Genomic DNA, 25982 nt, shown 5'->3' on the forward strand with positions numbered 1-25982 from the left:
GAGTGCCTCATCTGCCTCCAAGTGAGCTGGATTCAAGGGCGGCTGGTGGCGGCTCAGCGGCAAGGGTGGTGGCGGCAGGAGTAGTGAAAAGGCACAGCGAAGTGGCCGCAAGGAAACCGATCAAACACTGGGTGACCTGATTGCTGCGATAGATGGTGGTGGCGAGGGCGTTGAGGAGAAGCAGCACGTTGAGTGACACAGCTGCTTGAAAAAATGCAAGGTGGAAGCGCGGTTGGCCAGATGGGCATGCAACGCTCAGAGCTTGGCGCCTGAGCCCCATGGAGATGACAATCACCACAATCAGAAAGGCCAGGATGCCAAGCAGGCCCAGCTGGCCGCCAACTTGAGCGATAGTGTTGTGAGCATGGCCGAAGCCACCTCCTTCTCGCAAGTGGCTGCACATTTCATTGGCTTTTGCTCCATAACCCACACCGTAAATGAAACGGTTGTTTCCCGTAAACATCAACGACAGCCAGCAGGCTCCTGCTCTCAGCCTTCCTAGATCTGAAGACTGATTGATGCTCGCATCGGGAGCGAACAAGAACCACCACGACCCGACAAGCAAGGCGGCGGTGGCTGCGGCGCCAAACAGAAAGAGAACGAACCTGGTAAAGCCCTTTTTCCAGCGAGCAGCCGCCATGCCGATCACAAGGGCCAATGGTGGGGCGATCTGGGCCAGGCGAGAATCGGTGCCAACGCAGAGGGCGTAGCCAGCCAAAGCTGCAGTGGTGCCGAAAACACGCCCCGACAACGAGCGAGCAAGCAAAGAAAAAGCAGCTGCACTCAGAGTGACCAGCATCAAGATCGTGGCGAAGCGATTGATGCCTCCATGGCCATCCATGACCGCTTCATACACATCTTTTACAAAGGAGGAGCTCAGAATGCTTGCCGCAGAATGACGGTTCAGAATGTTGATCGCCAGCAACAAAGGAGTGAGTGCCAGCCAGCCAAACGAAGCTCTCCATTCTCGTAAACCCTGGCTCGACCCAATCACAAATCCGAGGGCAATCAACAGGAAATTCGTAGGGCCATCCACATCCTCCCTGAGGACAATCACGCGCGTATTGACCAGCAAAAGGGCCAATAGGATGGCTTCCAAGGGCGGCCGCCAAGGGGGCTGCCGAAACTGGGGCACCAGCTTATTGACCAAGCGGATAGACATCCAGATCACCAGCAATCCCAACGCAGGCTTGCGTCCTTCGGTGAAGGAGTGAAGTGTGATCACAACGGGAAGAAGGGCGTCGTAGACCTGAATGACCCAAAGACGCGAGAGCAGCCTCTTGGGCGGGCAAACAAGCCGGTTCCAAACTTGACTGCCTTCGCTCATTCCACCGAGACAATCGTGGGGAGATAGCTAAGCATGGCCGCCGTGCGGCGATGATAAGTATGCTCTGCTGCGCATTCAATACGCACCTGCTGAGGGCATCCAAAGCCATCCAGGCTGCGCTCTAACGCAGCGAGGAATGAATCCACTGTGGGGTCGCAAAGAGCAGCGAAGGACTTGTAATCTTCCAAAGCATCAATGGCGGAGGCCACAACTGGCAACCCGGCAGCGAGATACTCAAAGAACTTCATGGGAAACATGGAGTGGGTGTATCGATTGAATCGAAGTGGCAGCAAGCCAACATCAAGGCCTCTCATATAGGCAGGCAAGTCATGATATGGCTTAGCGCCAAGCCAGTGAACATTTGAACACTTCAGCAAGCCAGATAGCTGGGTGCTGGGATCACCCTCGCCGACAGGCCCGATCATCACATAAGACCAGCCTGGCGTCGCTTCCGCCAGCTTGGCCAGCAGGTCAAGGTCAAGCTTGTAAGCACTGATGGCTCCGACAAAACCGATGCGAGGCTGAGGAATGGCGGCGATATCGCGAGGGATCTCAAGCTCAGGGCTCAGGGCCTGAGCGAAGTGAGCATAATCGGCGACGTTCGAGAAGTAGTGGGTATTGCTGTTGTAACGACGACGGCTCTCCTGAAGGGCAGGAGAAGTTACGAAGACAAGATCAGCAGCGCGGCAAAGACGCTCCTCCCAAGTAGAGAGATCCGGATCATTCATGCCCGGCTGAGCCTGAATATCATCAACGCAATGATAAACCAGAATTCCATAAGGGCCGGGCAGCCCATAGGCAAGTGTTTTTGGATTGTAAGTCCATAACAATTCAGATCGCAGCCCTAACCAACGCCGTGCAAGAGCAAGACCGCCAAGCAGAATTGATCGGTTCAGCCGAGTGATCAGTTGACCACGCGCGCCCGGCAGAACCAGTGGTGACCAAACCCAGAGATTTTTCTTCACCTGGCGTGGGGGCCTCAGGCCTTTGGCGAGACGCCTCAGGATTCTGCCAAGATCTTGTACCTGACGGCGCGGAGCACGCAGACCAAGCGACTCAATATAAAGCACACGATGGCCAAGATCAGCCAACTCGGAAGCAACATGCTGCTTGTTGGTCCATAACAACTGATCCCAATCTGCAGTAGCCAGAAGGGTGATATCAGCCATTGTCCAGCGAAACGAGCTCTCTGAAGGATTCCGATCGGGCTTGAAGCTGCCTGTAATCTCCGTAGGCCCTGATCATTCCGTCGGCAAATTCATAAATTCGATCACAGTTCCTCACTGTACTCAAGCGATGCGCAATCACAATTGTGGTGCATCGACGTCCGATCAACTCGAGCGAGTCTAAAACATTGCTCTCTGTTTTGTTGTCCAGAGAGCTGGTGGCCTCATCCAGAACAAGCACCTTGGCCTTCTTATAAAAAGCCCTCGCAAGGGCGAGGCGCTGGCGCTGGCCACCGGAGAGACGCAAACCATTTTCTCCGATCATCGTGTATAGGCCATAAGGTAACTCAGAGACAAATTCATTCAACTGTGCAGCTTCCAGCGCCTCCCAGACTGCATAATCATTAATCTCAGCCTCGTCCACACCAAAAGCAACATTTTCACGGATGCTCGTATCGAGCAAAACAATCGATTGAGGCACCATCGCGCAGCAAGCTTGCCAAGCCGGGGTTTCTTCATAAGACAATTCAATGCCATCCAATTCGATGCACCCCTTTTGGGGCTTAAAGAGGGCAAGCAGGATGTGAGCCGTTGTCGTTTTGCCGCCGCCGGTCTTACCCACCAAGGCAACTCTTGAACCAATCGGGATCGTTAGGCTCACCCCTTTGATCACCCAATCCTCCGAACTTGCATAGCGGAACCAAACATCGTTCAGTTTGATGGTGTGCTTGGGCATCACCCCAGCTGGTGAGGGCGTGCCTGGGCTCAGCAAGGTTGCCCGAGACGTCCCCAGATCCAGGAGCAGCAGGGCATCAGAGATATCAGGAAGACTGCCTCGAAAGCGGTTGACCGAGCGAAAAATCGACTGGATTGGCGCAGAGATCTTCAGGGCTGCAAACATCACAGCAGCCAAGGCGGGCAGGGCCTGTTGCAGCTTCCTGTCCGGGTCCAACAGGATAGGAAGGAGTCCGATTGCAAACAGCATCGTGATGCCAGCGGGTTCAATGATATAGCGAGGAATATCGGGAAGCAACTTTGCAATTCTGTCGTAACGCTTACCTGTGACACCAATTGACCAAAACTTATCGATAAATCGCTGCTCAGCTGCGTAGAGCTGAACATCTCGAATCGAACGAATAGATTCTACCAGCAATGCGTTGACTCTCAAGGCAAACCGCAGCTTCTGCTTGGAGGCAAGCCGCAGGGGAGCGATCAGCAGAGCCGACACGGATGTGTAGGCAACAAGGAGAGTGACGAACAGAATGATGGCAACAGGGCCCAGCACGACTGCGACGCCAATGGTCAGCACTCCAACAGACAGTGCTCCGGAAGCAACTGTCAGCAGCGGCAGGATAATGTCATCAGATATCTTGCTGAGGATGCGATTGAGACGAGCAAGCAGATGAGCGGATTTCTGGGTTTGGAAATACTCATAATCTTGCATCAAAATATTTGCGTAGATCCGATTGCCATAATCCGACCAGATCTGTGCGCTCAAGAAACTCTGAAGGACGGCGGTAAGAAATTTCAAGCCTGTCGATAACCAGATCAGCCCAATCAGGATGCCGACCATCCAAAGGGACTGGTTCGCCCTGCCGCCACCGAAGAACCAGATCTGTGGAATTCTGTCCGGTAGCTTGACCCCGCTCAAAGCACCAACGAGCCGCGCCAACAGCCCAACAAAGACAAGATCAAGCAGACCAACCAATATCGAAATCACCAGCAGAGCAATCAGCCCCTGCAGACGCTTTTTTGGCAAGAAGGACAGCAGTCGGCCCAGTTGGGCCAGCGTCTGGCTTTGCAGCCCGGCAGGAAGGCTCAACTTCACTGAGATCGAAGACGCTGCTCAAGAGTGCGACAACCTTATCGGTCACATCCGACGCAGCGCCTGCGCCCAAGCCAGTCACAGAACCGATCGTCCACGCCAGCGCCTGGCGAGGCTGCGCAGCTTCATCTGGATCCGCATGGCCTCCAGACGCGCGGGCGAGGGGTTTCGCAACGGTGGAGTGAGAGAAGCCAACCGATCCCAGTGTTGGCCGATGGACGTCAGCGCCTCTGCCCATCGCTGCCTCAGTTCCTGCTCTGAAAACCTGGTCAACAACGCCCTGCGTTGGTCAGGGTCGGCCTGCCAGCGGCCAGGATCGGCAGCCGCAGCAGCGATCCGCTCCAGGTCTGCCAGGAGCGTGCCACAGCCAATCTGGTGGCCCACCATCCCTGGGTCGAGGAAATCAGCGAGAGCGTGGTTGACACTGCTGAACACCACGCAGCCACTGGCCAGCGCCTCCAGCGGGGGGAGTCCGAACCCCTCACTCACCCTCTGGCTGCGCCAGTAGTCGGCCGAGTCATAGAGATAAACCTTGGCGGAGCGGAACAAACCCACCAGGTCATCGACCCAGCCGCTCTGCACCTCCACCCGGAGGCCCTGGGCCCGCAAGGCCGGCACCAGTTGCTGCAGCACATAGGCGCTGCTTTTGCGCGCCTGAACCAGCACATCGATCGGGCGAGCCGCCGCCAGGATGGGATCGGCGACGCTGTTGTTGTCGCCCCAGCGGGGGTCAATGGCATTGGGCACCAAGAACAGCGGGTTGCGCGGCGCCCTGTCTCCCCAGTAGCCGAGCGTGTTGCGGCTCACCGCCAGCACCGGCACGCCGGCGGGAAGGTTGAAGCCGTAACCGCTGCTATGGGCGTGATATGCCACCGGCCGCCCCCGCAGCAGGCGCAGCTGACGGGGCACGTCAAAGCCCCAGCTCACGATCCAGAGCGCCTCTCCGGGGGCCCGCTCCTGGCGCAGCAGATCGGCCAGAAACGGCCTGCCGGGCTCCCGTCGCCGATAGGTGACCACTTCGGTGGGCACGATCGAAGCGGTGAGACGGGCCGTCTGCAGTTCCACCTGCAGGCCTCCGCAGCGGAAGCGGCCGCTGTTGCCGGGCACGAGGAAGCGAAGGGGACGCAAAGGCGATCCGGCAGCCAACGGCGACTCTGACGCAGGGGAGGGCCGCTGCCGGCTCAGGCGGCGACAGCCTCGGTGCTGCCGGCGCGCTGGCGGCGGGTGAGGAAGCCGAACAGCACCTTGCCGATGGCAGCCACCAGGTTGCCTTCCAGCTCCTGGAACATCACCATGTTGAGGTGGAAGGCGTGGTTGGCCTCCTCCACAATGCGATCGGCGGTGGCTTGATCGATCGGCAGCTGATCGAGGCTTTCGCGATAGCTGGCCTTGAAGGCCTTCTCATCGGGAATGGCATCGAATTCATAGAACCGCAGGCCATCGTGTTCGCCCAGGTTCATCGCTTTCTGAGCGATGTTCTTAAGGATCTGGCCGCCGGAGAGATCGCCGATGTAGCGGGTGTAGTGGTGACCCACCAGAAGCTCGGGTGATTCTTTGGCCACCTGATGGAGGCGCTCCACATACTTCTGGGCGCCCGGAGTGGGCTGCACCTGCTGACGCCAGCCGGCACCGAAGTAGAAGGCAAGATCGGCCTCAAGGGCGCTGCGGCGGTTGAGGGAATCGTGGGCGATCGGCCCCACCACCGGGTGAGATTTGAGGGCGCCGATCTCTTCCTCCATCGCGCTGTAGACGAAATAGAGGTCGGCGACCAGCTTGCGGTAGCTGATCTTGTCGACCACCCCTTTCAGGAAGCAGGTGACGAAGCCGGTGTTCTCGGCCATCGTGTGCGCTTTTTTGGTGCCTTCGCGCAACTGTGAAGCAAGGGCGACAGCCATCGAAGCCGGTGTGCCGTAGGTCGTGGGGAACAAGTTAGGGCCGTGCCGTCGGCGCGGGCGGCTCAAGTTGCGAAGGGTTAAGCGGCCTCGTCGCAGGCGGCGGCGGCGGGCCCCTCACCCAGCAGGGCGAACAGGTCGCGGCAGACGAGCCGCAGCTTCTCCGCCACCTCCGGCTGGGGCAGGTTCACCCCGCTCGCCTCCCACTCGCCCACGGTGGCGAGCCGCCACTGCTCGCCCTGGAAGGTCATGCCGCTGAGCAGCACCCCCAGCAGCCGCGGGGTGCCGCCGCCGCCGGCGGCCGGGGCCTCGGCCAGGCGCAGCTGCATCAGCAGGCTGCGGCACTGCAGGCGGGGGCTCCAGCCGGGGAAGTGAAAGGCCAGATCCACCGACGCCTGCTCCTCGAAGCGGCGGGTGTCGGGGTCGTCGCGCCAGGGGGTGAGATTGGCGCGGGCATCAGGGAAATGGCGCCGGAACAGGGCGGCGGCGGAGGCGATGGCGTGGGCCATCTCCGGACTTCGGGCCAGGTCTGCCGCATTCATGGCGTTTCCCCTGAGCAGAACAGCGGATGGAACGGAACCTAGGCTCCGCGAGCCGGCCCATGCTGAAGTTTCCCGAGGGAGGCTGCGCCAGCGGGCCGGTACCACGACCACGAATTGCCGTCGGTCGCGCCGTTTCCCCCCTGCTGCCGCCGATGGTGACCCTGTCCGCTCCGTCCTACGAAAAGCTCACCCCACCCGACAACGGCACGGCGATCCGCTTCGAGAACGGCCTTCCGGTGGTGCCCTCCGACCCGATCATTCCCTTCATCCGCGGTGACGGCACCGGCGTGGACATCTGGCCCGCCACCCAGCGGGTGCTGGATGCGGCCGTGGCCAAGGCCTACGGCGGTGAGCGGCGCATTGAGTGGTTCAAGGTGTATGCCGGCGATGAGGCCTGCGAGCTCTACGGCACCTATCAATACCTGCCGCAGGACACGCTCACCGCGATCGAGCAGTTCGGCGTGGCGATCAAGGGCCCGCTCACCACACCGATCGGCGGCGGCATCCGTTCGCTGAACGTGGCCCTGCGCCAGATCTTTGACCTCTACTGCTGCGTGCGCCCCTGCCGCTACTACGAGGGCACCCCCAGCCCCCACAAGCGGCCCCAGGACCTCGATGTGGTGGTGTACCGGGAGAACACCGAAGACATCTACATGGGGATCGAGTGGGAGGCCACCGATCCGGTGTGTGTGGAGCTGATCGCCCACCTCAATGACACGGTGATTCCGGCCAACGGCAAGCTCGGCAAGCGCCGCATCCCGGAAGGGGCCGGCATCGGCATCAAGCCGGTGAGCAAGGCGGGCACCCAGCGCCACGTGCGCAAGGCGATCCAGCACGCCCTGGGGCTGGAGGGCGCCAAGCGCCACGTGACGCTGGTGCACAAGGGCAACATCATGAAGTTCACGGAAGGGGCCTTCCGGGACTGGGGCTACGAGCTGGCCACCAGCGAATTCCGCGACCAGTGCGTGACCGAGCGGGAAAGCTGGATCCTCGGCAACCTGGAGCGCAACCACGGCCTCAGCGTCGAAGACAACGCCCGCCTGATCGAACCCGGCTACGACAGCCTCACGCCCGAGAAGAAAGCGGCGGTGGACGCGGAAGTGAAAGGGGTGCTCGATGGCATCGGCGAGAGCCACGGCTACGGCAAGTGGAAGAGCATGGTGCTCGTTGACGACCGCATCGCCGACAGCATCTTTCAGCAGATCCAGACCCGGCCCCAGGAATATTCGGTGCTCTGCACCCTCAACCTCAACGGCGACTACATCTCCGACGCGGCGGCGGCGGTGGTGGGCGGCCTGGGCATGGCGCCAGGAGCGAACATCGGCGACAACGCCGCCATCTTCGAGGCCACCCACGGCACCGCGCCTAAGCACGCGGGACTGGACCGGATCAACCCGGGCTCGGTGATCCTGTCGGGCGTGATGATGCTCGAATACATGGGTTGGCAGGAAGCGGCCGACCTGATCACCACGGGGCTCAGCGCCGCGATCGCCAACGGGGAGGTCACCTACGACCTGGCCCGGCTGATGGAACCGCGGGTGGAGCCAGTGAGCTGCTCCGGCTTCGCCGATGCGGTGGTGCGCCACTTCGGGGGGTGAGCCTGGCGCGAAGCCGGAACGGCAGACTGGGCCGATGAGCAGCGCCACCCCCAGCGCCACACCAGCCGCCAGCACCACGCCTGCAGGCAGCGCCTCGCCAGCCGCCAGTGCCACAGATCCCTGCGTGCACTGCGGCTTCTGCCTGCCCACCTGCGCCAGCTACCGGGTGCTGGGCACGGAGATGGATTCGCCGCGGGGGCGCATCCACATGCTCAAGGCGATCAACGCCGGTGAGCTGGAGCTGGATGCCACCGTGGCCAGCCACTTCGACTCCTGCCTGGGCTGCCTCGCCTGCGTGAGCGCCTGCCCGGCCGGTGTCCGCTACGACGAACTGATCGAGGCCACCCGCCCGAAGCTCAACGCCCCAGAGTTGCGCAGCGGCGGCCAGTGGGCCTTCCGCAGGCTGCTGTTCCAGCTGCTGCCCTATCCCCAACGGCTGCGGGCCGTGCTGCAGCCCCTGCGGCTCTATGCCGGCACGCCACTGCAGCGGCTGGCGCGGCGCAGTGGCCTCACCCGCCTGTTCGGCCCTGGGTTGGCGGCGATGGAGCGGCTGCTGCCGCCGCTGGCGCCGGAGTCGTTCAGCGATCCGCTGCCGCTGGTGACCCCGGCCCAGGGCGAGCGGCGTTACCGCGTGGGGCTGGTGCTGGGTTGCGTGCAGCGGTTGTTCGAGCCCGCTGTGAACCGGGCGGCGCTGCAGGTGCTGAGCGCCAACGGCATCGAAGTGGTGATCCCGCCGGCCCAGGGCTGCTGCGGCGCCGTGACCCACCACCAAGGAGAAGAGGCCCAGACCCACGCCCTGGCCGGGGCCCTGATCGACGCCTTCGACGCCGTGATCGGCCCGGGCAAGCCGGCGGGCGCCGAACCGCTCGATGCGGTGCTGGTGGCGGCCTCCGGCTGCGGCCACACGCTCAAGGCCTACGGCCGCCTGCTGGCCGGTGATCCGGCCTGGGCCGCGCGCGGCAGCGCCTTTGGCGGCCGCGTGGCGGACATCCAGGAATTCCTGCAGCGGGTGGGGCTGAGCGAGGCGGTGCGCCAGCGGTTGCAACCGCTGCGCCACAGCGATGGCAGCCGCGCCAGCGGCGAGCGTCCGCTGCGGCTCGCTTATCACGATGCCTGCCACATGCTCCACGGCCAGGGGCTGCGCGAACAGCCCCGGGCGCTGCTGCGCCAGATCCCTCACCTGCAGCTGCTGGAGGCCACTGAAGCGGGGGTGTGCTGCGGCAGCGCCGGCATCTACAACCTCGTGCAACCCGTGGAAGCCGCCGAACTGGGCCGGCTCAAAGCCACCGACCTGAGCAGCACCGGCGCGGACCTGGCGGTGAGCGCCAACATCGGCTGCACGCTGCAGATCCGCCAGCACATGGAGAGCGCGCCGCGGCCGCTGGCGGTGCTGCATCCGGTGCAGCTGCTGGCCATGAGCCTGGGTGGCGGATCCGACCTGCCGGCTTGAGCGGCCGGAAGCGGCGAACGATGCAGCGGAGCGCCAGGCACCAACACCGCGCGTAGCGCGATGCCTCACCAACGCTTCGACGCGCACTTCCACATCATCGATCCGGCCTTTCCGCTGCTACCAAACCACGGTTTTCTGCCGGAACCCTTCACCGTCGCCGACTACCGCCGCCGCACCGAGGCCCTGGGAATCACGGCGGGGGCGGTGATATCGGGTTCCTTCCAGGGCTTCGGTCAGCGCTTTCTGCTCGATGCCCTGCAGCAACTGGGCCCCGGCTTCGTGGGCGTGATCCAGCTGTCGGCCCGGGCCACCGATGCGGAGATCCTCGCGCTCAACGCCAGGGGCGTGCGGGCCGTGCGCTTCAACCTGCGGCGTGGGGGCTCGGAAAGCGTGCAGCACTTGGAGGCGCTGGCACTGCGCCTGCACGCGCTGGTGGGCTGGCCTGTGGAGCTGTATGTGGAGTCGCGGCAGCTGGCGGCCCTGCAGCCATTGCTGCGGCGGCTGCCGGCGGTGAGCATCGATCACCTCGGCCTCTCCCGCGACGGCTTTGCCACCCTGCTGCAGCTCGCCGAGCAGGGCGTGCGCGTGAAAGCCAGCGGCTTCTCAAGGGTGGAGCTGCCGGTGGCCGAGGCCCTGCGCGCCCTGCACGCCGCCCATCCCCAGGCGCTGATGTTCGGCACCGACCTGCCGTCCACACGGGCGCCGCGGCCGTTTCACCCCAGCGATCTCACCCTGCTGATCGACACCCTGGGCGAGCCGGCGGCACAGGGGGCCCTGTGGAGCAATGCGGCCTCCTTCTACCGGCTGCCGCCGCCATTGGCCTGAGCAGAGCTCCAGGCACAAGATGATGAGAGGGTCGCTCTCCAAGCCCGTGCGCGCTGCTGCCCGTCTACTTGCCGTCGCCACCACCCTGCTGAACCTGGCGCCAGCGGCGCTGGCCGCCGACACGCGGCCAGCCGGCGCGACGGTGATGGCAGCCGATCCACGGCAGGTGGCAGCCGTGGTGGCGGAACTGGCGCAGCTGGAGCGCAGCGCGGGCGGACGGCTCGGAGTGTTTGCCCTCGACACGGCCACCGGCCTGCGGATCGGCCATCGCAGCGCGGAGCGCTTCCCCTTGTGCAGCACCTTCAAGCTGCTGCTGGCGGCGGCGATGCTGGAGCGGAGCACCCGCACGCCCGGCCTGCTGGAGCAGCGCCTGCCGGTGACCCCCGCCGATCTGGTGACCTATGCGCCGATCGCTGAGCAACGGGTGGGCAGCAGCATGACGATCGCCGAGCTCGCTGCTGCGACTGTGCAATACAGCGACAACGCCGCCGCGAACCTGCTGCTGCGGCAGCTCGGTGGCCCTGCCGGCATGACCGCCTTCGCCCGCTCGATCGGCAACAGCCGCTTCCGCCTCGACCGCTGGGAAACGGAATTGAATTCCGCCCTACCGGGCGACCCGCGCGACACCGACACACCGGCGGCCATGGGCACCAGCGTCCAGGCGCTGGCACTGGGCACGGCCCTGCCGGCACCGCAGCAGCAACAGCTGACCACCTGGCTGCTGGGCAACACCACAGGTGCCGCCCGCATCCGGGCCGGCGTGCCCGACGGCTGGCAGGTGGGCGAGAAAACCGGCACCTGCGGCGCCTACGGCACCGCCAACGACGTGGGGGTGCTGTTTCCACCCGGTCGCCGGCCGGTGGTGCTGGCGATCTTTCACACCCAGCCGGAGGCCACAGCCCTGGTGCGCAACGATGTGATCGCCGCCGCCACCCGGCTGGTGGTGCAGGCGATCACTGCTCCATCTGCTCCCAGGCCTGCCGCAAGGTGTCTGCCTGGCCCAGATTGCCGGGGAAAGTGAGCAGCGGCAGCAGCGGCGCGGTTTGGTGCTCCGCGCCTGTGCTCAGCATCGACAGCCCAGGCAGCAGCTGACCCTCCAGCCGCACCTGGCTGAGGCCCAGCCCATCGGCCAGCAGGGTCTGGCTGGTGATGCCCCCCTTGCTGATCAGGTATCCCAGCTGGGGCGCCAACGCGCCCCCCAGCCGGGCCATCGCCGCCGCCAGGGCCAGGCCCAGCCGCCGCCGCTCCTCGGCATGGCGGCAGACCAGCTCCCCCCGGCTGGTGAACAGCACCGGGGTGCGGCCGCTGGCCAGCACGGCGCGCTGCTGCGCCAGCCAGGCCGCTTCCAGCGAGGGCAGCAAGCGGTCGGGGAGGGGGCCCTCCAGCGCCCGCGCCACGCGGGCCACCGGGATCTCCACGCCCACACAACCCGGCGCCGCCAGCAACCGCTCCAGCTGGGCATCGGCCAGCGGCACGTGCGATCCCACCAGCACCAGCCCCGGCAGAGGGCCCGTAGCCGCGCGCCGGCGCAGCCCGGCCAGGGCCGCCGGGGTCAGGGGCTGCGGCGGCACGTCCACCAGGGCGTTCAGCAGGCTGGCGGCCGACTGGAACAGCAACCGCTGCGGCCGTTGCCCCGCCGCCGGCTGCACGGCGGCGCGCACCGCGTCCCCCAGCACCTGCAACTGCTCCGCACGCTCCGCATCCACCACCAGCCAGGGATTGCCCGACAGCCCCCGCAGCCGCTGGATCAAGGCCTCGCGGCCGGCGGGCACCAGTTCGTCCAGGCCGATCTGCTGCACCGCCTGGGCCACCAGCCGCCCGCCGCTCTTCTCGGCCAGCCAGTCGCGCAGCACGCTGGTGCCGTAGCCGAAGCGGCGATCACGGCCGAAGGGCGTGCGATGCACCGGCTCGCCATGCAACAGATGGCAGCCCCCCACCGTGGTGCGTCCGCCCTCAAGGAAGGCGGGTACCAGCAGGGTGGCGTCGAAGGGGCCCAGCTCCGCGGCGATCACCTCCGCCTCCAGCGGCGTGTGCCCCCGCAGGGTGGAGTCGCCGCGGCTCACCACCAGCCAGTGGTCGATGCCGGCCGCTGCCAGCGCCGGCCGCAACGACCGGCAGATCTGCCGCACCCGAGCGGCCGCCGGCCCCGGCTCCAGGGCACGGGTATCGGTGAGCAGGAACAGCAGCGGCGACGGGTCGCGCAGGGCGCTCTGAAGGGTGCCTGGATCCCAGCGGAGCAGCAGCAGGCAGCCATGCACCGTCTGTGAGCCGGTGGGATCGTCGTCAAAGACGATCACCTTGAACGGGGGCGCGGCTGGAGGGGGCGGGGCGGCCATGGCACCATCGTGCCGTGATCACTCCCGCGACCCACGAGCTGCCCGACCTCGTGCGGCAGCTGCACGCCGCCGGTACGCCGTGGCTGCCTGCCGGCAGTGGCAGCCGCCTGGGTTGGGGGCCGCCAGTGCAGCACACCGACACGGTGCTGAGCGTGGCGTGCCTGAACCGCCTGCTCGACCACGCCAGCGGCGATTTCACCGTGACCGTGGAGGCGGGGCTGCCGCTGCAGGAGCTGCAGGAGGCCTTGCGGGCGCGCAACCAGTGGCTGGCCGTCGACTGGCCCTGGGGCACGGGTGCCAATGGCGAAAACGCCGGCAGCGTGGGCGGGCTGGTGGCACGGGGGCTCGGGGGCGGTCTCCGCCAGCGCTACCTGGGCGTGCGCGATCAGGTGATCGGCATCGGCCTGCTGCGCGCCGATGGCGTGGCCGCTCACGCCGGGGGGCGGGTGGTGAAGAACGTGGCCGGCTACGACCTGATGCGCCTGTTCACGGGCAGCTGGGGCGCGCTCGGCCTGATCACCGAACTCACCCTGCGCACCTTCCCGATTCCGCCGCAACGGCGCGGCCTGCTGCTGCAGGGTCCGCTGGAGGGCCTGGAGCGCCTGCGCCAGTGGCTGCTGCGCTCCAGCCTCACCCCCGAACTGATCGACTGGTGGAGCGGGGCCCTGGCGGAGCAGGCCGGAGCCGAAGCCCAGCCCGCCCTGCTGCTGGCCCTGGCCAGCGTGAGCGGCGAAGCCCTGGCCGACCAGCTCGCCACCCTGCGCGCCCAGGCCGACAGCCACGGGCTCAAGGGGTTGCCGCTCGATCCCGAACGGCTGGAGGCCCTGCGTGTGCTGGCGCTCGGCGGCCAACAGCCGCAACCGGCGGCCGGAGCGGAAGAACCGCTCTGGCTGCTGCGGCCAGGCGTGCTGCCCAGCCACACCGCGGCGCTGCTGGCGGATCGTTCCGTCGCCGGCCTGCCGCTGGTCCTGGGTGCCGGCAGCGGCCTCGGCTACGCCTGGTCGGCGGCGGCGGCCCTGCCCGCCTACCGGGTGGAAGCGCTGCGGCGCCGCTGCCAGGACCTCGGCGGCCATCTCACGGTGCTGCGGCAACCCAGCGGCAGCAGCCTGCCTGCCTGGGAGGACGCCCCTGCTGCGGCGATGATCCAGGCGGTCAAGCGCCAGTTCGACCCCAGGCAGCAGCTGGCGCGCGGGCGCCTGCCGGGCGTCAGAGCGGCCTGAGCGCGTAGCGGCTCCGCAGGGTGCAGCTCTCGCCGGCCGCCACCTCCAGCCGCCGGTCGCCGCTCACCAGAGCGCCGCGCGGGCCGGTCCAGGGCTCCAGGCACACCATCGGCCGGGGCGGATCGGTCCACACCACGGCCAGATCGAAAGGCGCGCTGGGGTGCAGCTCCAGCGCCATTCCGGCCGCCGGATCCACCAGCCGCACCGGGCCCTCGGGCCGCGCCAGGAAATCCACCCCGGCGGCCAGCTGGGCGAGCGTGGCGGCGGTGTCCGCCTCTGCCATCACCAGATAGTTGAAGCAGCGCTCCGGCAGACCTTCGAGGTGCACCGCAGCGCTGCCGCTTTCCGCTTCCGGCAGCGCCGACACATTGAAATAGGGGTGCAGCCCGAAGCTGAACGGCAGCGGCCGGCTGCCGCTGTTCTCCAGCACCGCCGTGATCGCCAGGGCAGAGGGTTCAAGGCGCAGCTGCAGCCGCAGCCGGAAAGGGAATGGAAAAGCCGCCAGGGTGGCGGGGCTGTCGCAGAGCTCCAGTTCCACCCCCGCCTCCTGGGGCAGGGCCCGCAGCTGCCAGGGCAGATCCCGGGCGAAGCCGTGCTGGCGCAGGGTGAAGCTGCCCTCCGGCAACGGCAGCTGATCGCCCGGCAGGTTGCCGCAGATCGGGAACAGCACCGGCATTCCCCCCCGCACCGAGAGGGCGGGATCGGCGAAGCGATCCGCATCGAGGTAGAGCAGCTCGCGGCCATGGCAGCGCCAGCCGGTGAGCAGGCCGCCCCGCTCGGGCACCAGGCGCAGCAGGTCGGGGCTGCCGGGAGCGTCGGAGCTGACCGGAGCGCTGAACTCCCAATGGGGGTAGGGACGCTGGCGTTGAAGGAGGGGCATGGCTCAGGCGTTCGGCAGGCCGGCCACCCACTCCAGCAGGGCGGCGTTCACCTGATCGGGCACCTCATCATGGGGGCAATGGCCCGCTTCCAGCACCACCTCGGCGGTGCCGGCGGGGGCGTGGCGCTGAAAGGCGCCACGGCGGCCCACCGCGTTGATCCAGGGATCGCGGATGCCCCAGAGCAGCAGCAGCGGTGCCGTCAGGGCGACGAACAGCTCATCGAGCGGCTGACCGCTGGGGATATCGAACACGGTGCGGAACACACCGAAGGCCCCCGGGTCCCGCGAGGGGCGCAGGATCGCTTCCACCAGCGCGTCGTCGACGTTGGTGCGATCGATGTACACCTGATTGAGCGTGCGGCGGATCGTGGAGCGGCGGCGCAGGTTTTCGAACAGCAGCCGCTGCAGCACCGGGCTGCGCAGCAGCGCGCCACCGATCGTGCGCCGCGCGATCGCCCCCCAGCCCTGGGGAGGAGCCTGCTCATCGCTGAACGGACCGGCGGCATTGATCAGCACCACCCCGGCGGCCTCGGGGCCGAGTGCCACGCCGGCGGCCAGCACAGCGAAGCCCCCGAGGGAATTGCCCACCAGCACGGTGGGGCGGCCGATGCGTTCGTGCACGTAGGCGGCCAGCTGGTCACGCCAGAGGGCGCCGCCGTAACGCAGCTCGCCGGGCTTGGCGCTGCGGCCAAAGCCCAGCAGATCGATGGCGTGCACCTCGTGCCGTGCCGCCAGGGCCGGGATGTTGTAGCGCCAGTGGTCGGTGGAGGCACCGAAGCCATGCACCAGCAGGAAGGCCGGACCCACCGGCTCGGCGGGGGCCGCCTGCACCGCGTGCACCGCATGCCCCAGGTAGGCCCAGGGATCTGCTCTGGAAGGGATCACCGGAAGCCTGCCTCAGTGGTCGATGCTAGGGAGCAGTTCGAGTGGCCCGCTCCGTGCGCGACTGGTCCAGCCTGCTGTCGGGGGGGGCGCTGTGGGCCCTGGCGCTCTACCTGCCGCTGACGGTGCCGCTGGCCCGCTTCGAAGCAGCCCTGGCGGACGGACCGCTGAACGAAGGCCTGCGTCAGCTGGCCCTGGTGGTGAGCAGCCTGCTGCTGGCCCTGGCGGTGGGGGGAATCACCCAGCTGGGCCTGAGCTGGGCACTGAGCCCGAGCTGGGCGGCCAGCCTCGGCCTGATGGCGGTGCTGGCCGGAGCCTTCTGGGGGCTGGCCAGCCGCCGCGACCGCGATTCGCAGTGAGTCAGGCCGGCTGCTCGGCCGGGGCCTCCTTGCCACCGAGCACGAGGCGCAACAGCAGCGGCGCCAGGAAGGTGGTGCCGATCACCATGATCAGGATGGCGGCCTCCAGCGAAGGGTTGAGCAGCCTGGCCTGGGTGCCCAGGCCAAGGAAGATCAGGCCCACCTCGCCGCGGGGCATCATCCCCAGACCCACCACCAGCCGGTTGGTTTTCTCCTTGCTGAGGTAGCTCCAGCCGGACACCAGCTTGCCGAGGATCGCCACGGTGAGCAGGAAAGCGGCCACCACCAGACCTTCCCGGTTGCTGGGGTCCATCGGATTGAGCACCGAGAGGTCCATGCTCGTGCCGATCAGCACGAAGAAGATGGTGGCGAACAGGGCCACCAGCGGCTTCACCGTGTCCTGAATCAGGTGGGTGTGCTTCGAGCTGCTGAGGATCAGGCCGGCAGCGAAGGCACCAAGGGCCGCTTCAAGGCCGATGGCCTGGGCCGCGAAGCAGCAGAGGCAGAGCACCACGAAGGAGGCCACCACCACTTCACCGGGGGCCTTGAGTTGATCCAGCACCCAATCGAACAGGGGGGCGGCCGTGCGGCTGAGGAACAGGGAGGCCGCCACGAACACCGCCGCGGCCACCAGCAGCTTGATGATCGGGCCGATCTCCAGAGCGCCGCCAGCGGCCAGGGCCACCACCACCGCGAGGATCACGATGCCGAGGATGTCATCGAGGACGGCAGCGCCGATCACGATCTGACCTTCCTTGGTGCGCAGATATTTGAGTTCGCCGAACACACTCGCCGTGATGCCGATGCTGGTGGCGGTCATCGCCGCGCCTGCAAACACCGCCGGAATCAATGGGAGATGAAAGATATAAAGGAGCCCGAAGGTGCCGAGCGCGAAGGGCACCACCACGCCGGTCACGGCCACGGTGGTGGCCTGCAGGCCCACCGCCACCAGCTCATCGAGTTCACTCTCGAGGCCGGTCAGGAACAGCAGGGCGAACAGGCCCAGCGTGGCAAGCGATTCCAGGTTCGGGAACGTGGAGGTGTAGATCGACTGCACCACGTCGGGGGTGACATCCGACAGGGAGCTGACCAGGTTCAGCAGGGTGCTGTTCAGCTGCGCGCCGGTTTCGGGGGGCAGGATGAAATGCAGCCCGGAGAAACCGATCAGCACACCGGCCAGCAACTCCCCGAGGATCGTGGGGAGCTGCAATCGCACCATCACTTCGGCGAGCGCACGGGCCGCCACGAAGATCAACAGGATCCGCCCAACGGAGATCAAGGTGGACGCCACCTCCATCTCATGGGAGCCCATCTGGAGCAACAACTGAGGGACAGACGAGATCATTGGCGTGGAAGTCGTTCCCCGGCGGGGAGCAGCAAAGTGGGTTGGACCTTAATGGGAATCCTGCGGGTCTGACTGGTGTCGAGCCCGACGGAATTCGGCATTCGCCGGCGCGAGGGGGCGGCGGCGGGGGGTGAGCGCGGGGTGTGGCCAGGCGGGAACACAAGGGGTGAGGGAACGCCCACCCGGGGGCGGTGGCCCTTGCGGTCTCGGCGACGGTTGAACAGCCTTGGGGTGAGCAGGAGCGGCCCGGGTGCTGCAGCCGACGTTTTTTCTCCGGCACCCTCCCTACGGTGTTTTTGCTCCGTGAGCCCCTCTCCCCGCCCTTCGCCACCCTTTCCATGACGATCAGCTCGGCCAGCGCACTGGGCCTAAAGAAGGAAACGGGAGCGAAGGCCCCGCTTGAGGCCTTGGAACTGCAACAGCTCGACGCCTGGTGGCGGGCGGCCAACTACCTGGCCGTGGGGATGATCTACCTGCAGGCCAACCCGCTGCTGCGCGAACCCCTGCGGCATGAGCACATCAAGAACCGGTTGCTGGGCCACTGGGGCTCCAGTCCGGGCCAGGCGTTCATCTGGGCCCATGCCAACCGCCTGATCCGCGCCCACGGCCTGGAGATGATCTACCTGTCGGGGCCTGGCCATGGCGCCCCCGGCGTGCTCGGCCCCGCCTACCTCGACGGCAGCTACAGCGAGATCTATCCCGATAAATCCCAGGACGCCGACGGGCTGCGCCGCTTCTTCAAGCAGTTCTCCTTTCCCGGCCACATCGGCAGCCATTGCACCCCGGAAACCCCCGGCTCGATCCATGAAGGCGGCGAGCTCGGCTACGTGCTCTCGCACGCCTGCGGCGCTGTGTTCGACAACCCCAACCTGATCGCTCTGGCCTGCGTGGGCGACGGCGAAGCGGAAACCGGCCCGCTGGCCACCTCCTGGCATGTCAACAAATTCCTCAACCCGATCAGCGACGGCGCCGTGCTGCCGGTGCTGCACCTGAACGGCTACAAGATCGCCAACCCCTCGCTGCTGGCCCGCATCAGCCACGACGAGCTGGAAAGCCTGATGCGGGGCTACGGCTGGACGCCGCTGTTCGTGGAAGGGCACGAGCCGGAGGCCATGCACCAGGCGATGGCCGCGGCCATGGATGAGGCGGTGGACCGGATCCTCACCGCCCGCGCCCAGGCGCGCCAGAGCGGCGACGCGTTCCGGCCCGCCTGGCCGATGATCGTGCTGCGCTCGCCCAAGGGCTGGACCGGTCCCACCGAGCTGAACGGCAAAAAACTGGAAGGGTTCTGGCGCTCCCACCAGGTGCCCCTGCCGGCCCCCAACAAGGACCCCGAGCAGCTGCAGATGCTGGAGAGCTGGCTGCGCAGCTACCGCCCCGAGGAGCTGTTCGATGAAAACGGCACCTTGAGGCCCGAGCTGAAGGCTCTCTCTCCCACCGGCGAACGGCGCATGGGCTCCAGCCCCCATGCCAACGGCGGCCTGCTGCGCCGCAAGCTGCGCCTGCCGCCGATGGAAACCTACGAAGTGCGGGTGGATCACCCCGGCCAGATCGAGCACGAGAACACGGCGCCCCTGGGCGAGCTGCTGCGCGACACGATCTCCCGCAACCCCGACAGCATGCGCGTGTTCGGCCCCGACGAAACCGCCTCCAACCGCCTGCAGGCGATCTATGAGGTGAGCAAGAAGGTGTGGATGGAGGAGATCCTGCCGGAGGACAGCGGCGGCAGTGAACTGGCCCGCAACGGCCGGGTGGTGGAAATGCTCTCGGAGCACACGCTGGTGGGAATGATGGAGGGTTACCTGCTCACGGGCCGCAACGGCCTGTTCCACACCTACGAGGCCTTCGCCCACGTGATCGCCTCAATGTTCAACCAGCACGCCAAATGGCTGGAATCGTGCATCCACCACGCCCCCTGGCGGGCACCGATTGCCCCCTGGAACTGCCTGATCTCCTCCACCGTGTGGCGGCAGGACCACAACGGCTTCACCCACCAGGATCCCGGCTTCATCGACCTGGCCGGCAACAAGAGCGGTGAGGTGGTGCGGGTGTATCTGCCGGCCGATGCCAACTGCCTGCTGGCGGTGGCCGAGGAGGCGTTCCTGGAGCCCAACGTCTGCAACGTGATCGTCTCCGACAAGCAGAAGCACCTGCAGTACTTCACGCTGGAGCAGGCGCGGCGCCACGTGGCCAAGGGAATCGGCATCGTGTCTTGGGCCAGCAACGATGATGACGGCACCGCACCGGATGAGCCTGATGTGGTGATGGCCTGCGCCGGCGACATCCCCAGCAAGGAGACCCTGGCGGCCGTGGAGATCCTGCGCCACCAGATTCCCACCCTGAAGATCCGCGTGATCAATGTGGTGAAGCTGTTCGCTCTCACCAAGCCCAGCGAGCACCCGCATGGCCTCTCCGACCGCGACTTCGACGGCCTGTTCACCACGGACAAGCCGGTGATCTTCAACTTCCACGGCTATCCGTGGCTGATTCACCGCCTCACGTATCACCGCAGCAACCACGCCAACATGCACGTGCGGGGCTACAAGGAGAAGGGCAACATCAACACGCCACTGGAGCTGGCGATGAACAACCAGATCGACCGCTTCAATCTGGTGATCGACGTGATCGACCGGGTGCCCGCGCTGGGATCACGGGCCGCCCACGTCAAGGAGCGGATGAAGGAAGAGATCCTGCGGCACCGCGCCTACGCCCACATCCACGGCATGGACACCCCCGAAGTGACCAACTGGCGCTGGAGCCTTCCGGCCCCGTCGGTAGCACCAGGCGCCTGACCCGGCGCCTTCTCTCCCCACTTCCGCGCCCCCTACCCGCCCCTCTCGATGACCGACACCCAGGCCCGCCAGCTGCGTCTACCCACGCCCGGCTGTTACACCGATCCCCAGCGCAGCGGGCTCACGGCTGACGATCTGTTCGACAGCGTCACCGGTCATCTCTTCTACACGCTCGGAAAGCTGGCGCCCGTCGCCACCCGCCATGACGCCTACCTGGCGCTCAGCTATGCGGTGCGCGACCGGCTGATGACGCGCTACCTGGCGGGGGTGGAAGCCATCTCCGCCTCACCGCGGCGGGTGGTGGCCTACCTCTCGGCCGAATTCCTGATCGGCCCCCAGCTCGGCAACAACCTGCTGATGCTCGGCATCCAGAACGAGGCGGCCGAGGCGATGCGTCGCTTCGGCATCGAGAGCCTGGAGGAGGTGCTGGAGGTGGAGGAGGAGCCGGGGCTGGGCAACGGCGGCCTCGGCCGCCTGGCGGCCTGCTATCTGGAATCCCTGGCCAGCCTGGAGATTCCGGCCACCGGCTACGGCATCCGCTACGAGTTCGGCATCTTCGATCAGCTGGTCCGCGACGGCTGGCAGGTGGAAATCACCGACAAGTGGCTGAAGGGTGGCTGGCCGTGGGAACTGCCCCGGCCGGATCAGGCCTGCACCGTGGGGTTCGGCGGCCACACCGAGACCTACCGCGACGGCCAGGGCTGCCTGCGGGTGCGCTGGGTGCCGGAGCAGCTGGCTGTCGGCATTCCCCACGATGTGCCGGTGCTGGGCTACCGGGTGAACACCTGTGACCGGCTGCGGCTGTGGAAGGCGGAGGCCTCGGAGAGCTTCGATTTCTATGCCTTCAACATCGGCGATTACTACGGTGCCGTGGAAGAGAAGGTGGGTTCTGAGAACCTCACCAAGGTGCTCTATCCCAATGACGGCACCGGTGAAGGGCGCCGGCTGCGGCTGAAGCAGCAGCACTTCTTCGTGAGCTGCTCGCTGCAGGACATGGTGCGCAGCCTCGATGCCCGCCAGTTGCCGATCAGCGAGTTTCCCGATCACTGGGCGGTGCAGCTCAACGACACCCACCCCTCCATCGCGGTGGCTGAGCTGATGCGGCTGCTGATCGATGAGAAACAGCTGGGATGGGATCAGGCCTGGGACATCACCACCCGCTCGCTGTCTTACACCAACCACACCCTGCTGCCGGAAGCGCTGGAGAAGTGGGGCCTCGACCTGTTCAGCAGCCTGCTGCCGCGCCACCTGGAACTGATCTTCGAGATCAACCGGCGCTTCCTGCAGACGGTGCGCATGAAGTATCCCGGCAACGAACAGATTCTGCGGCGGGTGTCGATCATTGCTGAAGACGGCGAAAAGGCCGTGCGCATGGCCAATCTGGCCACCGTGGGCTCCCATCACGTCAACGGTGTGGCCGCTCTGCACAGCGAACTGGTGCGCACCGAGCTGTTCCCCGATTACGCCGCCATCTGGCCGGAGAAGTTCCTCAACGTCACCAACGGCGTGACCCCGCGGCGCTGGATTGCCCTGGCCAACCCCCTGCTGCGCAGCCTGCTGGATGAAACGATCAGCGCCGACTGGGTGCGCGATCTCGACCTCCTGAAGGAGCTGGAGCGCTTCCAGCACGACAGCGCCTTCCTCGAACGCTGGGGCCAGATGAAACTGGCCGTCAAGCGGCGGCTCACCAACTACGTCCACCAGGCCACAGGCCTGCTGGTGGATCCCGCCACGATGTTTGATGTGCAGGTGAAGCGCATCCACGAGTACAAACGTCAACACCTCAATGCGCTGCAGGTGATCGTGCAGTACCTGCGCATCAAGCACGGGCTGGCCGAGGGCCAGGCGCCGCGCACGGTGATCTTCGGCGGCAAGGCGGCGCCGGGCTATTACATGGCCAAGCTGATCATCCGCTTGCTCAATGGCATCGCCGATACGGTCAACGCCGACCCTGACATGGACGGGCGGCTGCGGGTGATCTTCCTGGCCGATTACAACGTGAAGCTGGGCGAGCGGGTGTACCCCGCCTCTGATCTCTCCGAGCAGATCTCCACCGCTGGCCTGGAGGCCTCCGGCACCGGCAACATGAAATTCGCCATGAACGGTGCGCTCACAATCGGCACCCTCGATGGCGCCAACGTCGAGATCCGCGAGCAGGTGGGTGAGGAGAACTTCTTCCTGTTCGGCAGAACCACCGACGGCATCGAGGACCTGCGGCAGCAGGGCTACCGGCCGTGGGAGTGGGTCAGCGGCATGCCGGAACTGGCCGAAGCGCTGCGGCTGATTGATCAGGGCCATTTCAGCAACGGCGACACCGAGCTGTTCAAGCCGCTGGTGGAGAACCTCACCGGCCGCGACCCCTTCTATGTGCTGGCTGATTTCACCGATTACCTGCGCGCCCAGGATGCGGTCAGTGCCGCCTGGGCCGACCGGGAGCACTGGAACCGGATGTCGCTGCTCAATAGCGCTCGCACCGGCTTCTTCTCCTCCGACCGTTCGATTCGTGAATACGCCGAACGCATCTGGAAGGTGAAGCCCTTCCCGGTCACGATCAGCTGCGCCATCGAAGGGGTTGAATCCCCCTGAGCCGGAGGCAGTGAAGCAGCGGAGGCCTTGATGGAGCCCAGCAGCGCAACACAGGCGGCAGATCTGGTGCTGGTGCTCAACGTGGGCAGCTCCAGCCTCAAGGCCTGCCTGATCGACCCGGCCGGCACGCGGCTCTGGCAGGACCAGCGCCCCTGGGATCCCGCCACGGCAGACGAGGCCCTGGCGTCGTTTTTGCCGGAAGCGCTGGCCCCATGGCGCCAGCGGCTGCTGCTCACCGCCCACCGGGTGGTGCACGGCGGTGGCGCGCTCACGGCGCCCACCCGAATCACCCCAGCGCAGGAGGCGACCCTGGAGGCGCTGGTGCCGCTGGCCCCCCTGCACAACGGGCCGGCGCTGGTGGTGATCCGCTGGATGATGCGCTGGCTGCCTCAGCTGCCGCAGTGGGCCTGCTTCGACACCGCCTTTCACAGCACCCTGCCACCAGCGGCCTTCACCTACGCCATCCCCGCCGCCTGGCGCGCTGAGGGATTGCGGCGCTTCGGCTTTCATGGGCTCAACCACCAGCACGTGAGCGAAGTGGTGGCGGTGCCGCGGCTGATCAGCTGCCACCTGGGGGCGGGTTGCTCCCTGGCGGCGGTGCGCGACGGCGTCAGCATCGACACCACGATGGGCTTCACGCCGCTGGAGGGGCTGGTGATGGCCAGCCGCAGCGGCTCTGTGGATCCCGGCCTGCTGCTTGATCGCCTGCGGCAGGGCATGAGCGCCGCTGAGCTCGATCACGCCCTGCAGCATGAGAGCGGCCTGCGCGGGCTCTCGGAGCTGAGCGGTGACATGCGCACCCTGCGGCAGGCGGCGGCGGCGGGCCACGCCGGGGCCCAGCTGGCGCTGGAGGTGTTCCTGCACCGGCTACTTCAGGGCATCGGCGCCATGGCCGCCAGCCTTGGAGGAGTGGAGGCGATTGCCCTCAGCGGCGGCATCGGCCAGAACGATGCACTGCTGGAGCAGGAGCTGCGGGAGCGCCTGGCCTGGCTGCAGCCGTTTGACCTGCTGAGGGTTGCCGCCGATGAGGAGGGCATGGCCGCCCGCCTCTGCCGCCGTGCCAGCAACGGCACGGGGCCAACCGAAACCTGACGCTCAGCTGCGATCGGGCAGATCGGGGGTCTGGTGCAGGAGGCGGTTGAGGCGCAGGCGATCGGCGTTGAGGGGATCGGGAGCCAGTTCACCGGCCGTTTCCCGGAACTTCTGCTCCACCTCCTCCGGCACCCGCACATCAAAGATGCGCTCCATCAGTGCTTCGATCGAAAAGAGGTGGGCGTTGATGTTTTCGAGATCGCCGATCGCCTGCTGCAGGCTGTCCTGCTCGGGAGCGTCGTCATCAGACGCCAGGTTGTCGGGCGCGGCGGCAGCAGGGGCAGCCGCTGGGTCGGTGGCGTCGTCACCGTGTGTTTTCTGCAGCTCTTCCAGCACGCGGCCCGCCAGGGTGCGGAAGGCCTGAAGGGCAGCCCAGTTGAGCTCCTGCTGCTGACGCAGGCTGGGATTTTCGCGGATCAGTCGGTCGTGCTCCCGATAGAAACGCTGACAATCAGGGCATTGGCAGGGCTCTTCGGGCACCGCGCTCCCTTGGTTCTTCTCAGCCCATCATGCCATTGGACGCCAACCTCTGCCGTCAGGCCAGATCGATGCAGGAATCCCCGCTGAAGTCGTCGTCACCGAAGGGGTCGCCATCCTCCACCTGGGCGGCGGGCAGTGGGATTTCGATCGTGCTCACCACCTGAATCACATCCCGCAGCCGCATCGAATCGGCGAACCAGCTCATCGCTTGCTCCATATCGCCACGCCGCTCGGCTTCACCGGCCTGATCCTCGTGCGCCTCGGTGAGCAGGGCGAGCCAGCAGAGGCAACGGGCCTGCACCACCGAAAGATCAAGCTCATCGGGCTGGCCGGTGGCGATCCGTTCGCTCTCCTGCTGCACCAACAGCCTCAGCCGCAGATCATGGAGCTGGGTCATGCTCAGAAAACGACCTCGCCTACACTAGCGGCGGTGGCGATTTGCAGCACGGCACCAGCGGTAGTGCCCGCTACCCCTCGAAAACATTCTGCAGCAGCGAAGAGTGGCAGTGAACCCTGCCAGCAACCTTGTGCTGGCGCAGGTGGAGCATGGGCCGTTGAGGAGGTTGCCGCGGTTCCAGCTCAGCTTCAAGCGCTCAGCGCCCCAAGGCCCAGCGCGTCGCGCCAGGTGCTCAACGGGCGCTCCCAGTGGTCTTCGAAGCGCTGGGCAATCACCAGAGAGCCGGCCGAGAGGCCCATGGCGAAACCGTTGCTCAGGGCCTGCAGCAGCGGGGCGATCGGCTCATCGTCCTGGAGCGTTTTCAGCAGCCCGCCGAAAATCAGCATCACCGCCAGCGGGGAGCGCACCTGGGCCAGGTTGAAGGCCTGCAGACCGAGCTCACCCACCCCATCGGTGCCGAAGCCGGTGAGCACGTGCACGATGTCGTGGGTCTCCCTCAGGCGGTGCACCAGTTAGTCGGAGTTGGAGGTGATCGGCGCAGGATCAAGCAGCGCCTCCGGGGACAGGCCCTGCTCGCTCAGATGCCGGGCATAGGCATGGCCGAGGCTGCCGGCCGGCATGGCTTCAAGCGCCTCAAGATCCAGCGGTTGTGGTCGCCAACCTTCTGCCACCAACGCCGCCATCTGCGGATTGGCGAGCAGATGGCGGTGCATCTGATTGGACAGCGGACTGTTCTGCAGACTCCGCACCACCGCAAACACGCTGTCGAGCTGGTCGGGGTTGCGCAGAAAGCCGCTCAGGGCCGCCACCATGCGCAGCGACTGCAGGCGCTGGGGAAGGTTGAACATGGAAGCGTGGATGATTGCAACCATGTTGCCACCGTTGTGACGGGCGGCCGGCGCAGATCACCGTGATCCCAATACCCGCCGAGGGATACGTCGATCCATGAACTCCACGGCACATGCAATGGCAAGGCAAACAACATCAC

The 25982-nt window shown here is 66.2% G+C and carries 21 protein-coding genes and 1 pseudogene; 9 read left to right on the forward strand and 13 right to left on the reverse strand.

The window, feature by feature from the left end; translation table 11 throughout:
* Positions 1-7: 7 nt before the first annotated feature.
* From KBY97_RS11390 to KBY97_RS11415, 6 genes are all read right to left on the reverse strand, one after another.
* On the reverse strand, positions 8-1327 hold the full coding sequence (locus KBY97_RS11390; RefSeq protein WP_255147091.1) for an O-antigen ligase family protein: 1320 nt from the start codon (positions 1325-1327) through the stop codon (positions 8-10).
* Positions 1324-2496 (reverse strand): glycosyltransferase, encoded by a 1173-nt coding sequence (locus KBY97_RS11395; RefSeq protein WP_255147092.1) that lies wholly within the window; start codon positions 2494-2496, stop codon positions 1324-1326. The genes KBY97_RS11390 and KBY97_RS11395 overlap by 4 nt, the downstream gene beginning before the upstream one ends.
* The gene (locus KBY97_RS11400) at positions 2489-4315 is read right to left on the reverse strand and encodes an ABC transporter ATP-binding protein (RefSeq protein WP_255147093.1); all 1827 of its coding nucleotides are present in this window, start codon (positions 4313-4315) and stop codon (positions 2489-2491) included. The genes KBY97_RS11395 and KBY97_RS11400 overlap by 8 nt, the downstream gene beginning before the upstream one ends.
* 81 nt (positions 4316-4396) lie before the next feature.
* A complete protein-coding gene (locus KBY97_RS11405; RefSeq protein WP_255147095.1) occupies positions 4397-5446 on the reverse strand; it encodes a glycosyltransferase in 1050 nt (349 codons plus the stop codon).
* A gap of 53 nt (positions 5447-5499) precedes the next feature.
* Entirely contained in the window at positions 5500-6213 is a 714-nt protein-coding gene (locus KBY97_RS11410) for a heme oxygenase (biliverdin-producing) (protein WP_255147097.1), read from the reverse strand.
* A gap of 77 nt (positions 6214-6290) precedes the next feature.
* Positions 6291-6752, reverse strand: a complete 462-nt coding sequence (locus KBY97_RS11415; protein WP_255147098.1) for a hypothetical protein — start codon at positions 6750-6752, stop codon at positions 6291-6293.
* 152 nt (positions 6753-6904) lie between these two features.
* Here KBY97_RS11415 and KBY97_RS11420 point away from each other — a divergent pair, with 152 nt between their 5' ends.
* The 4 genes from KBY97_RS11420 to bla all read left to right on the forward strand — a co-directional run bounded on the left by KBY97_RS11420 (position 6905) and on the right by bla (position 11646).
* Positions 6905-8350, forward strand: a complete 1446-nt coding sequence (locus KBY97_RS11420) for an NADP-dependent isocitrate dehydrogenase (protein ID WP_255147099.1) — start codon at positions 6905-6907, stop codon at positions 8348-8350.
* Positions 8351-8384: 34 nt separating this feature from the next.
* Positions 8385-9800: a (Fe-S)-binding protein gene (locus KBY97_RS11425; RefSeq protein WP_255147100.1), complete on the forward strand. Its 1416-nt coding sequence runs from the start codon at positions 8385-8387 to the stop codon at positions 9798-9800.
* Positions 9801-9860: 60 nt separating this feature from the next.
* On the forward strand, positions 9861-10625 hold the full coding sequence (locus KBY97_RS11430; protein WP_255147101.1) for an amidohydrolase: 765 nt from the start codon (positions 9861-9863) through the stop codon (positions 10623-10625).
* An 85-nt stretch (positions 10626-10710) separates the two neighbouring features.
* Positions 10711-11646, forward strand: a complete 936-nt coding sequence (bla, locus tag KBY97_RS11435) for a class A beta-lactamase (protein ID WP_399217723.1) — start codon at positions 10711-10713, stop codon at positions 11644-11646.
* Here the strand turns inward: bla and KBY97_RS11440 are convergent.
* Complete coding sequence (locus KBY97_RS11440; RefSeq protein ID WP_255147103.1) at positions 11579-12961, reverse strand: four-carbon acid sugar kinase family protein; 1383 nt, start codon at positions 12959-12961, stop codon at positions 11579-11581. The two genes, bla and KBY97_RS11440, sit on opposite strands and share 68 nt — an antisense overlap.
* Before the next feature lie 14 nt (positions 12962-12975).
* Here KBY97_RS11440 and KBY97_RS11445 point away from each other — a divergent pair, with 14 nt between their 5' ends.
* Positions 12976-14181 (forward strand): FAD-binding oxidoreductase, encoded by a 1206-nt coding sequence (locus KBY97_RS11445; protein ID WP_255147104.1) that lies wholly within the window; start codon positions 12976-12978, stop codon positions 14179-14181.
* On the opposite strand, the gene KBY97_RS11450 is transcribed toward KBY97_RS11445, so the two are convergent.
* Entirely contained in the window at positions 14168-15061 is an 894-nt protein-coding gene (locus KBY97_RS11450) for a galactose mutarotase (protein WP_255147106.1), read from the reverse strand. The genes KBY97_RS11445 and KBY97_RS11450 overlap by 14 nt on opposite strands.
* Positions 15062-15064: 3 nt before the next feature.
* The gene (locus KBY97_RS11455; protein WP_255147108.1) at positions 15065-15946 is read right to left on the reverse strand and encodes an alpha/beta fold hydrolase; all 882 of its coding nucleotides are present in this window, start codon (positions 15944-15946) and stop codon (positions 15065-15067) included.
* Positions 15947-15987: 41 nt separating this feature from the next.
* Between KBY97_RS11455 and KBY97_RS11460 the strand changes: the two genes are divergently transcribed.
* Positions 15988-16302, forward strand: coding sequence for a hypothetical protein (locus tag KBY97_RS11460; RefSeq protein WP_255147110.1), 315 nt, complete (start codon positions 15988-15990; stop codon positions 16300-16302).
* A gap of 1 nt (position 16303) precedes the next feature.
* On the opposite strand, the gene KBY97_RS11465 is transcribed toward KBY97_RS11460, so the two are convergent.
* Positions 16304-17647, reverse strand: a complete 1344-nt coding sequence (locus KBY97_RS11465; RefSeq protein WP_255147111.1) for a cation:proton antiporter — start codon at positions 17645-17647, stop codon at positions 16304-16306.
* Between the two features lie 338 nt (positions 17648-17985).
* Here KBY97_RS11465 and KBY97_RS11470 point away from each other — a divergent pair, with 338 nt between their 5' ends.
* The 3 genes from KBY97_RS11470 to KBY97_RS11480 are packed head-to-tail and all read left to right on the forward strand — an operon-like array spanning position 17986 to position 24117.
* On the forward strand, positions 17986-20439 hold the full coding sequence (locus KBY97_RS11470; RefSeq protein WP_255147113.1) for a phosphoketolase: 2454 nt from the start codon (positions 17986-17988) through the stop codon (positions 20437-20439).
* A gap of 48 nt (positions 20440-20487) precedes the next feature.
* Positions 20488-23025: a glycogen/starch/alpha-glucan phosphorylase gene (locus KBY97_RS11475; RefSeq protein WP_255147114.1), complete on the forward strand. Its 2538-nt coding sequence runs from the start codon at positions 20488-20490 to the stop codon at positions 23023-23025.
* A gap of 30 nt (positions 23026-23055) precedes the next feature.
* The gene (locus KBY97_RS11480) at positions 23056-24117 is read left to right on the forward strand and encodes an acetate/propionate family kinase (protein WP_255147115.1); all 1062 of its coding nucleotides are present in this window, start codon (positions 23056-23058) and stop codon (positions 24115-24117) included.
* A gap of 3 nt (positions 24118-24120) precedes the next feature.
* Here the strand turns inward: KBY97_RS11480 and KBY97_RS11485 are convergent, their stop codons facing one another.
* The 3 genes and pseudogenes from KBY97_RS11485 to KBY97_RS11495 form a co-directional block, all read right to left on the reverse strand.
* On the reverse strand, positions 24121-24597 hold the full coding sequence (locus KBY97_RS11485) for a hypothetical protein (RefSeq protein ID WP_255147116.1): 477 nt from the start codon (positions 24595-24597) through the stop codon (positions 24121-24123).
* Between the two features lie 55 nt (positions 24598-24652).
* On the reverse strand, positions 24653-24994 hold the full coding sequence (locus KBY97_RS11490) for a hypothetical protein (protein WP_255147117.1): 342 nt from the start codon (positions 24992-24994) through the stop codon (positions 24653-24655).
* 188 nt (positions 24995-25182) lie between these two features.
* Positions 25183-25866, reverse strand: a pseudogene (locus tag KBY97_RS11495) (Coq4 family protein).
* Positions 25867-25982: the final 116 nt, after the last annotated feature.

This window comes from Synechococcus sp. ATX 2A4, from assembly GCF_024346375.1.
Taxonomy (GTDB): domain Bacteria; phylum Cyanobacteriota; class Cyanobacteriia; order PCC-6307; family Cyanobiaceae; genus MW101C3.

Bases quoted from the DNA above. Each gene is read 5' to 3' on its own strand.
- KBY97_RS11390 (WP_255147091.1), bottom strand. From the start codon at position 1,327: ATGAGCGAAGGCAGTCAAGTTTGGAACCGGCTTGTTTGCCCGCCCAAG.
- KBY97_RS11395 (WP_255147092.1), bottom strand. From the start codon at position 2,496: ATGGCTGATATCACCCTTCTGGCTACTGCAGATTGGGATCAGTTGTTA.
- KBY97_RS11410 (WP_255147097.1), bottom strand. From the start codon at position 6,213: ATGGCTGTCGCCCTTGCTTCACAGTTGCGCGAAGGCACCAAAAAAGCG.
- KBY97_RS11415 (WP_255147098.1), bottom strand. From the start codon at position 6,752: ATGAATGCGGCAGACCTGGCCCGAAGTCCGGAGATGGCCCACGCCATC.
- KBY97_RS11420 (WP_255147099.1), top strand. From the start codon at position 6,905: ATGGTGACCCTGTCCGCTCCGTCCTACGAAAAGCTCACCCCACCCGAC.
- KBY97_RS11425 (WP_255147100.1), top strand. From the start codon at position 8,385: ATGAGCAGCGCCACCCCCAGCGCCACACCAGCCGCCAGCACCACGCCT.
- KBY97_RS11430 (WP_255147101.1), top strand. From the start codon at position 9,861: ATGCCTCACCAACGCTTCGACGCGCACTTCCACATCATCGATCCGGCC.
- KBY97_RS11440 (WP_255147103.1), bottom strand. From the start codon at position 12,961: ATGGCCGCCCCGCCCCCTCCAGCCGCGCCCCCGTTCAAGGTGATCGTC.
- KBY97_RS11450 (WP_255147106.1), bottom strand. From the start codon at position 15,061: ATGCCCCTCCTTCAACGCCAGCGTCCCTACCCCCATTGGGAGTTCAGC.
- KBY97_RS11465 (WP_255147111.1), bottom strand. From the start codon at position 17,647: ATGATCTCGTCTGTCCCTCAGTTGTTGCTCCAGATGGGCTCCCATGAG.
- KBY97_RS11470 (WP_255147113.1), top strand. From the start codon at position 17,986: ATGACGATCAGCTCGGCCAGCGCACTGGGCCTAAAGAAGGAAACGGGA.
- KBY97_RS11475 (WP_255147114.1), top strand. From the start codon at position 20,488: ATGACCGACACCCAGGCCCGCCAGCTGCGTCTACCCACGCCCGGCTGT.
- KBY97_RS11480 (WP_255147115.1), top strand. From the start codon at position 23,056: ATGGAGCCCAGCAGCGCAACACAGGCGGCAGATCTGGTGCTGGTGCTC.
- KBY97_RS11490 (WP_255147117.1), bottom strand. From the start codon at position 24,994: ATGACCCAGCTCCATGATCTGCGGCTGAGGCTGTTGGTGCAGCAGGAG.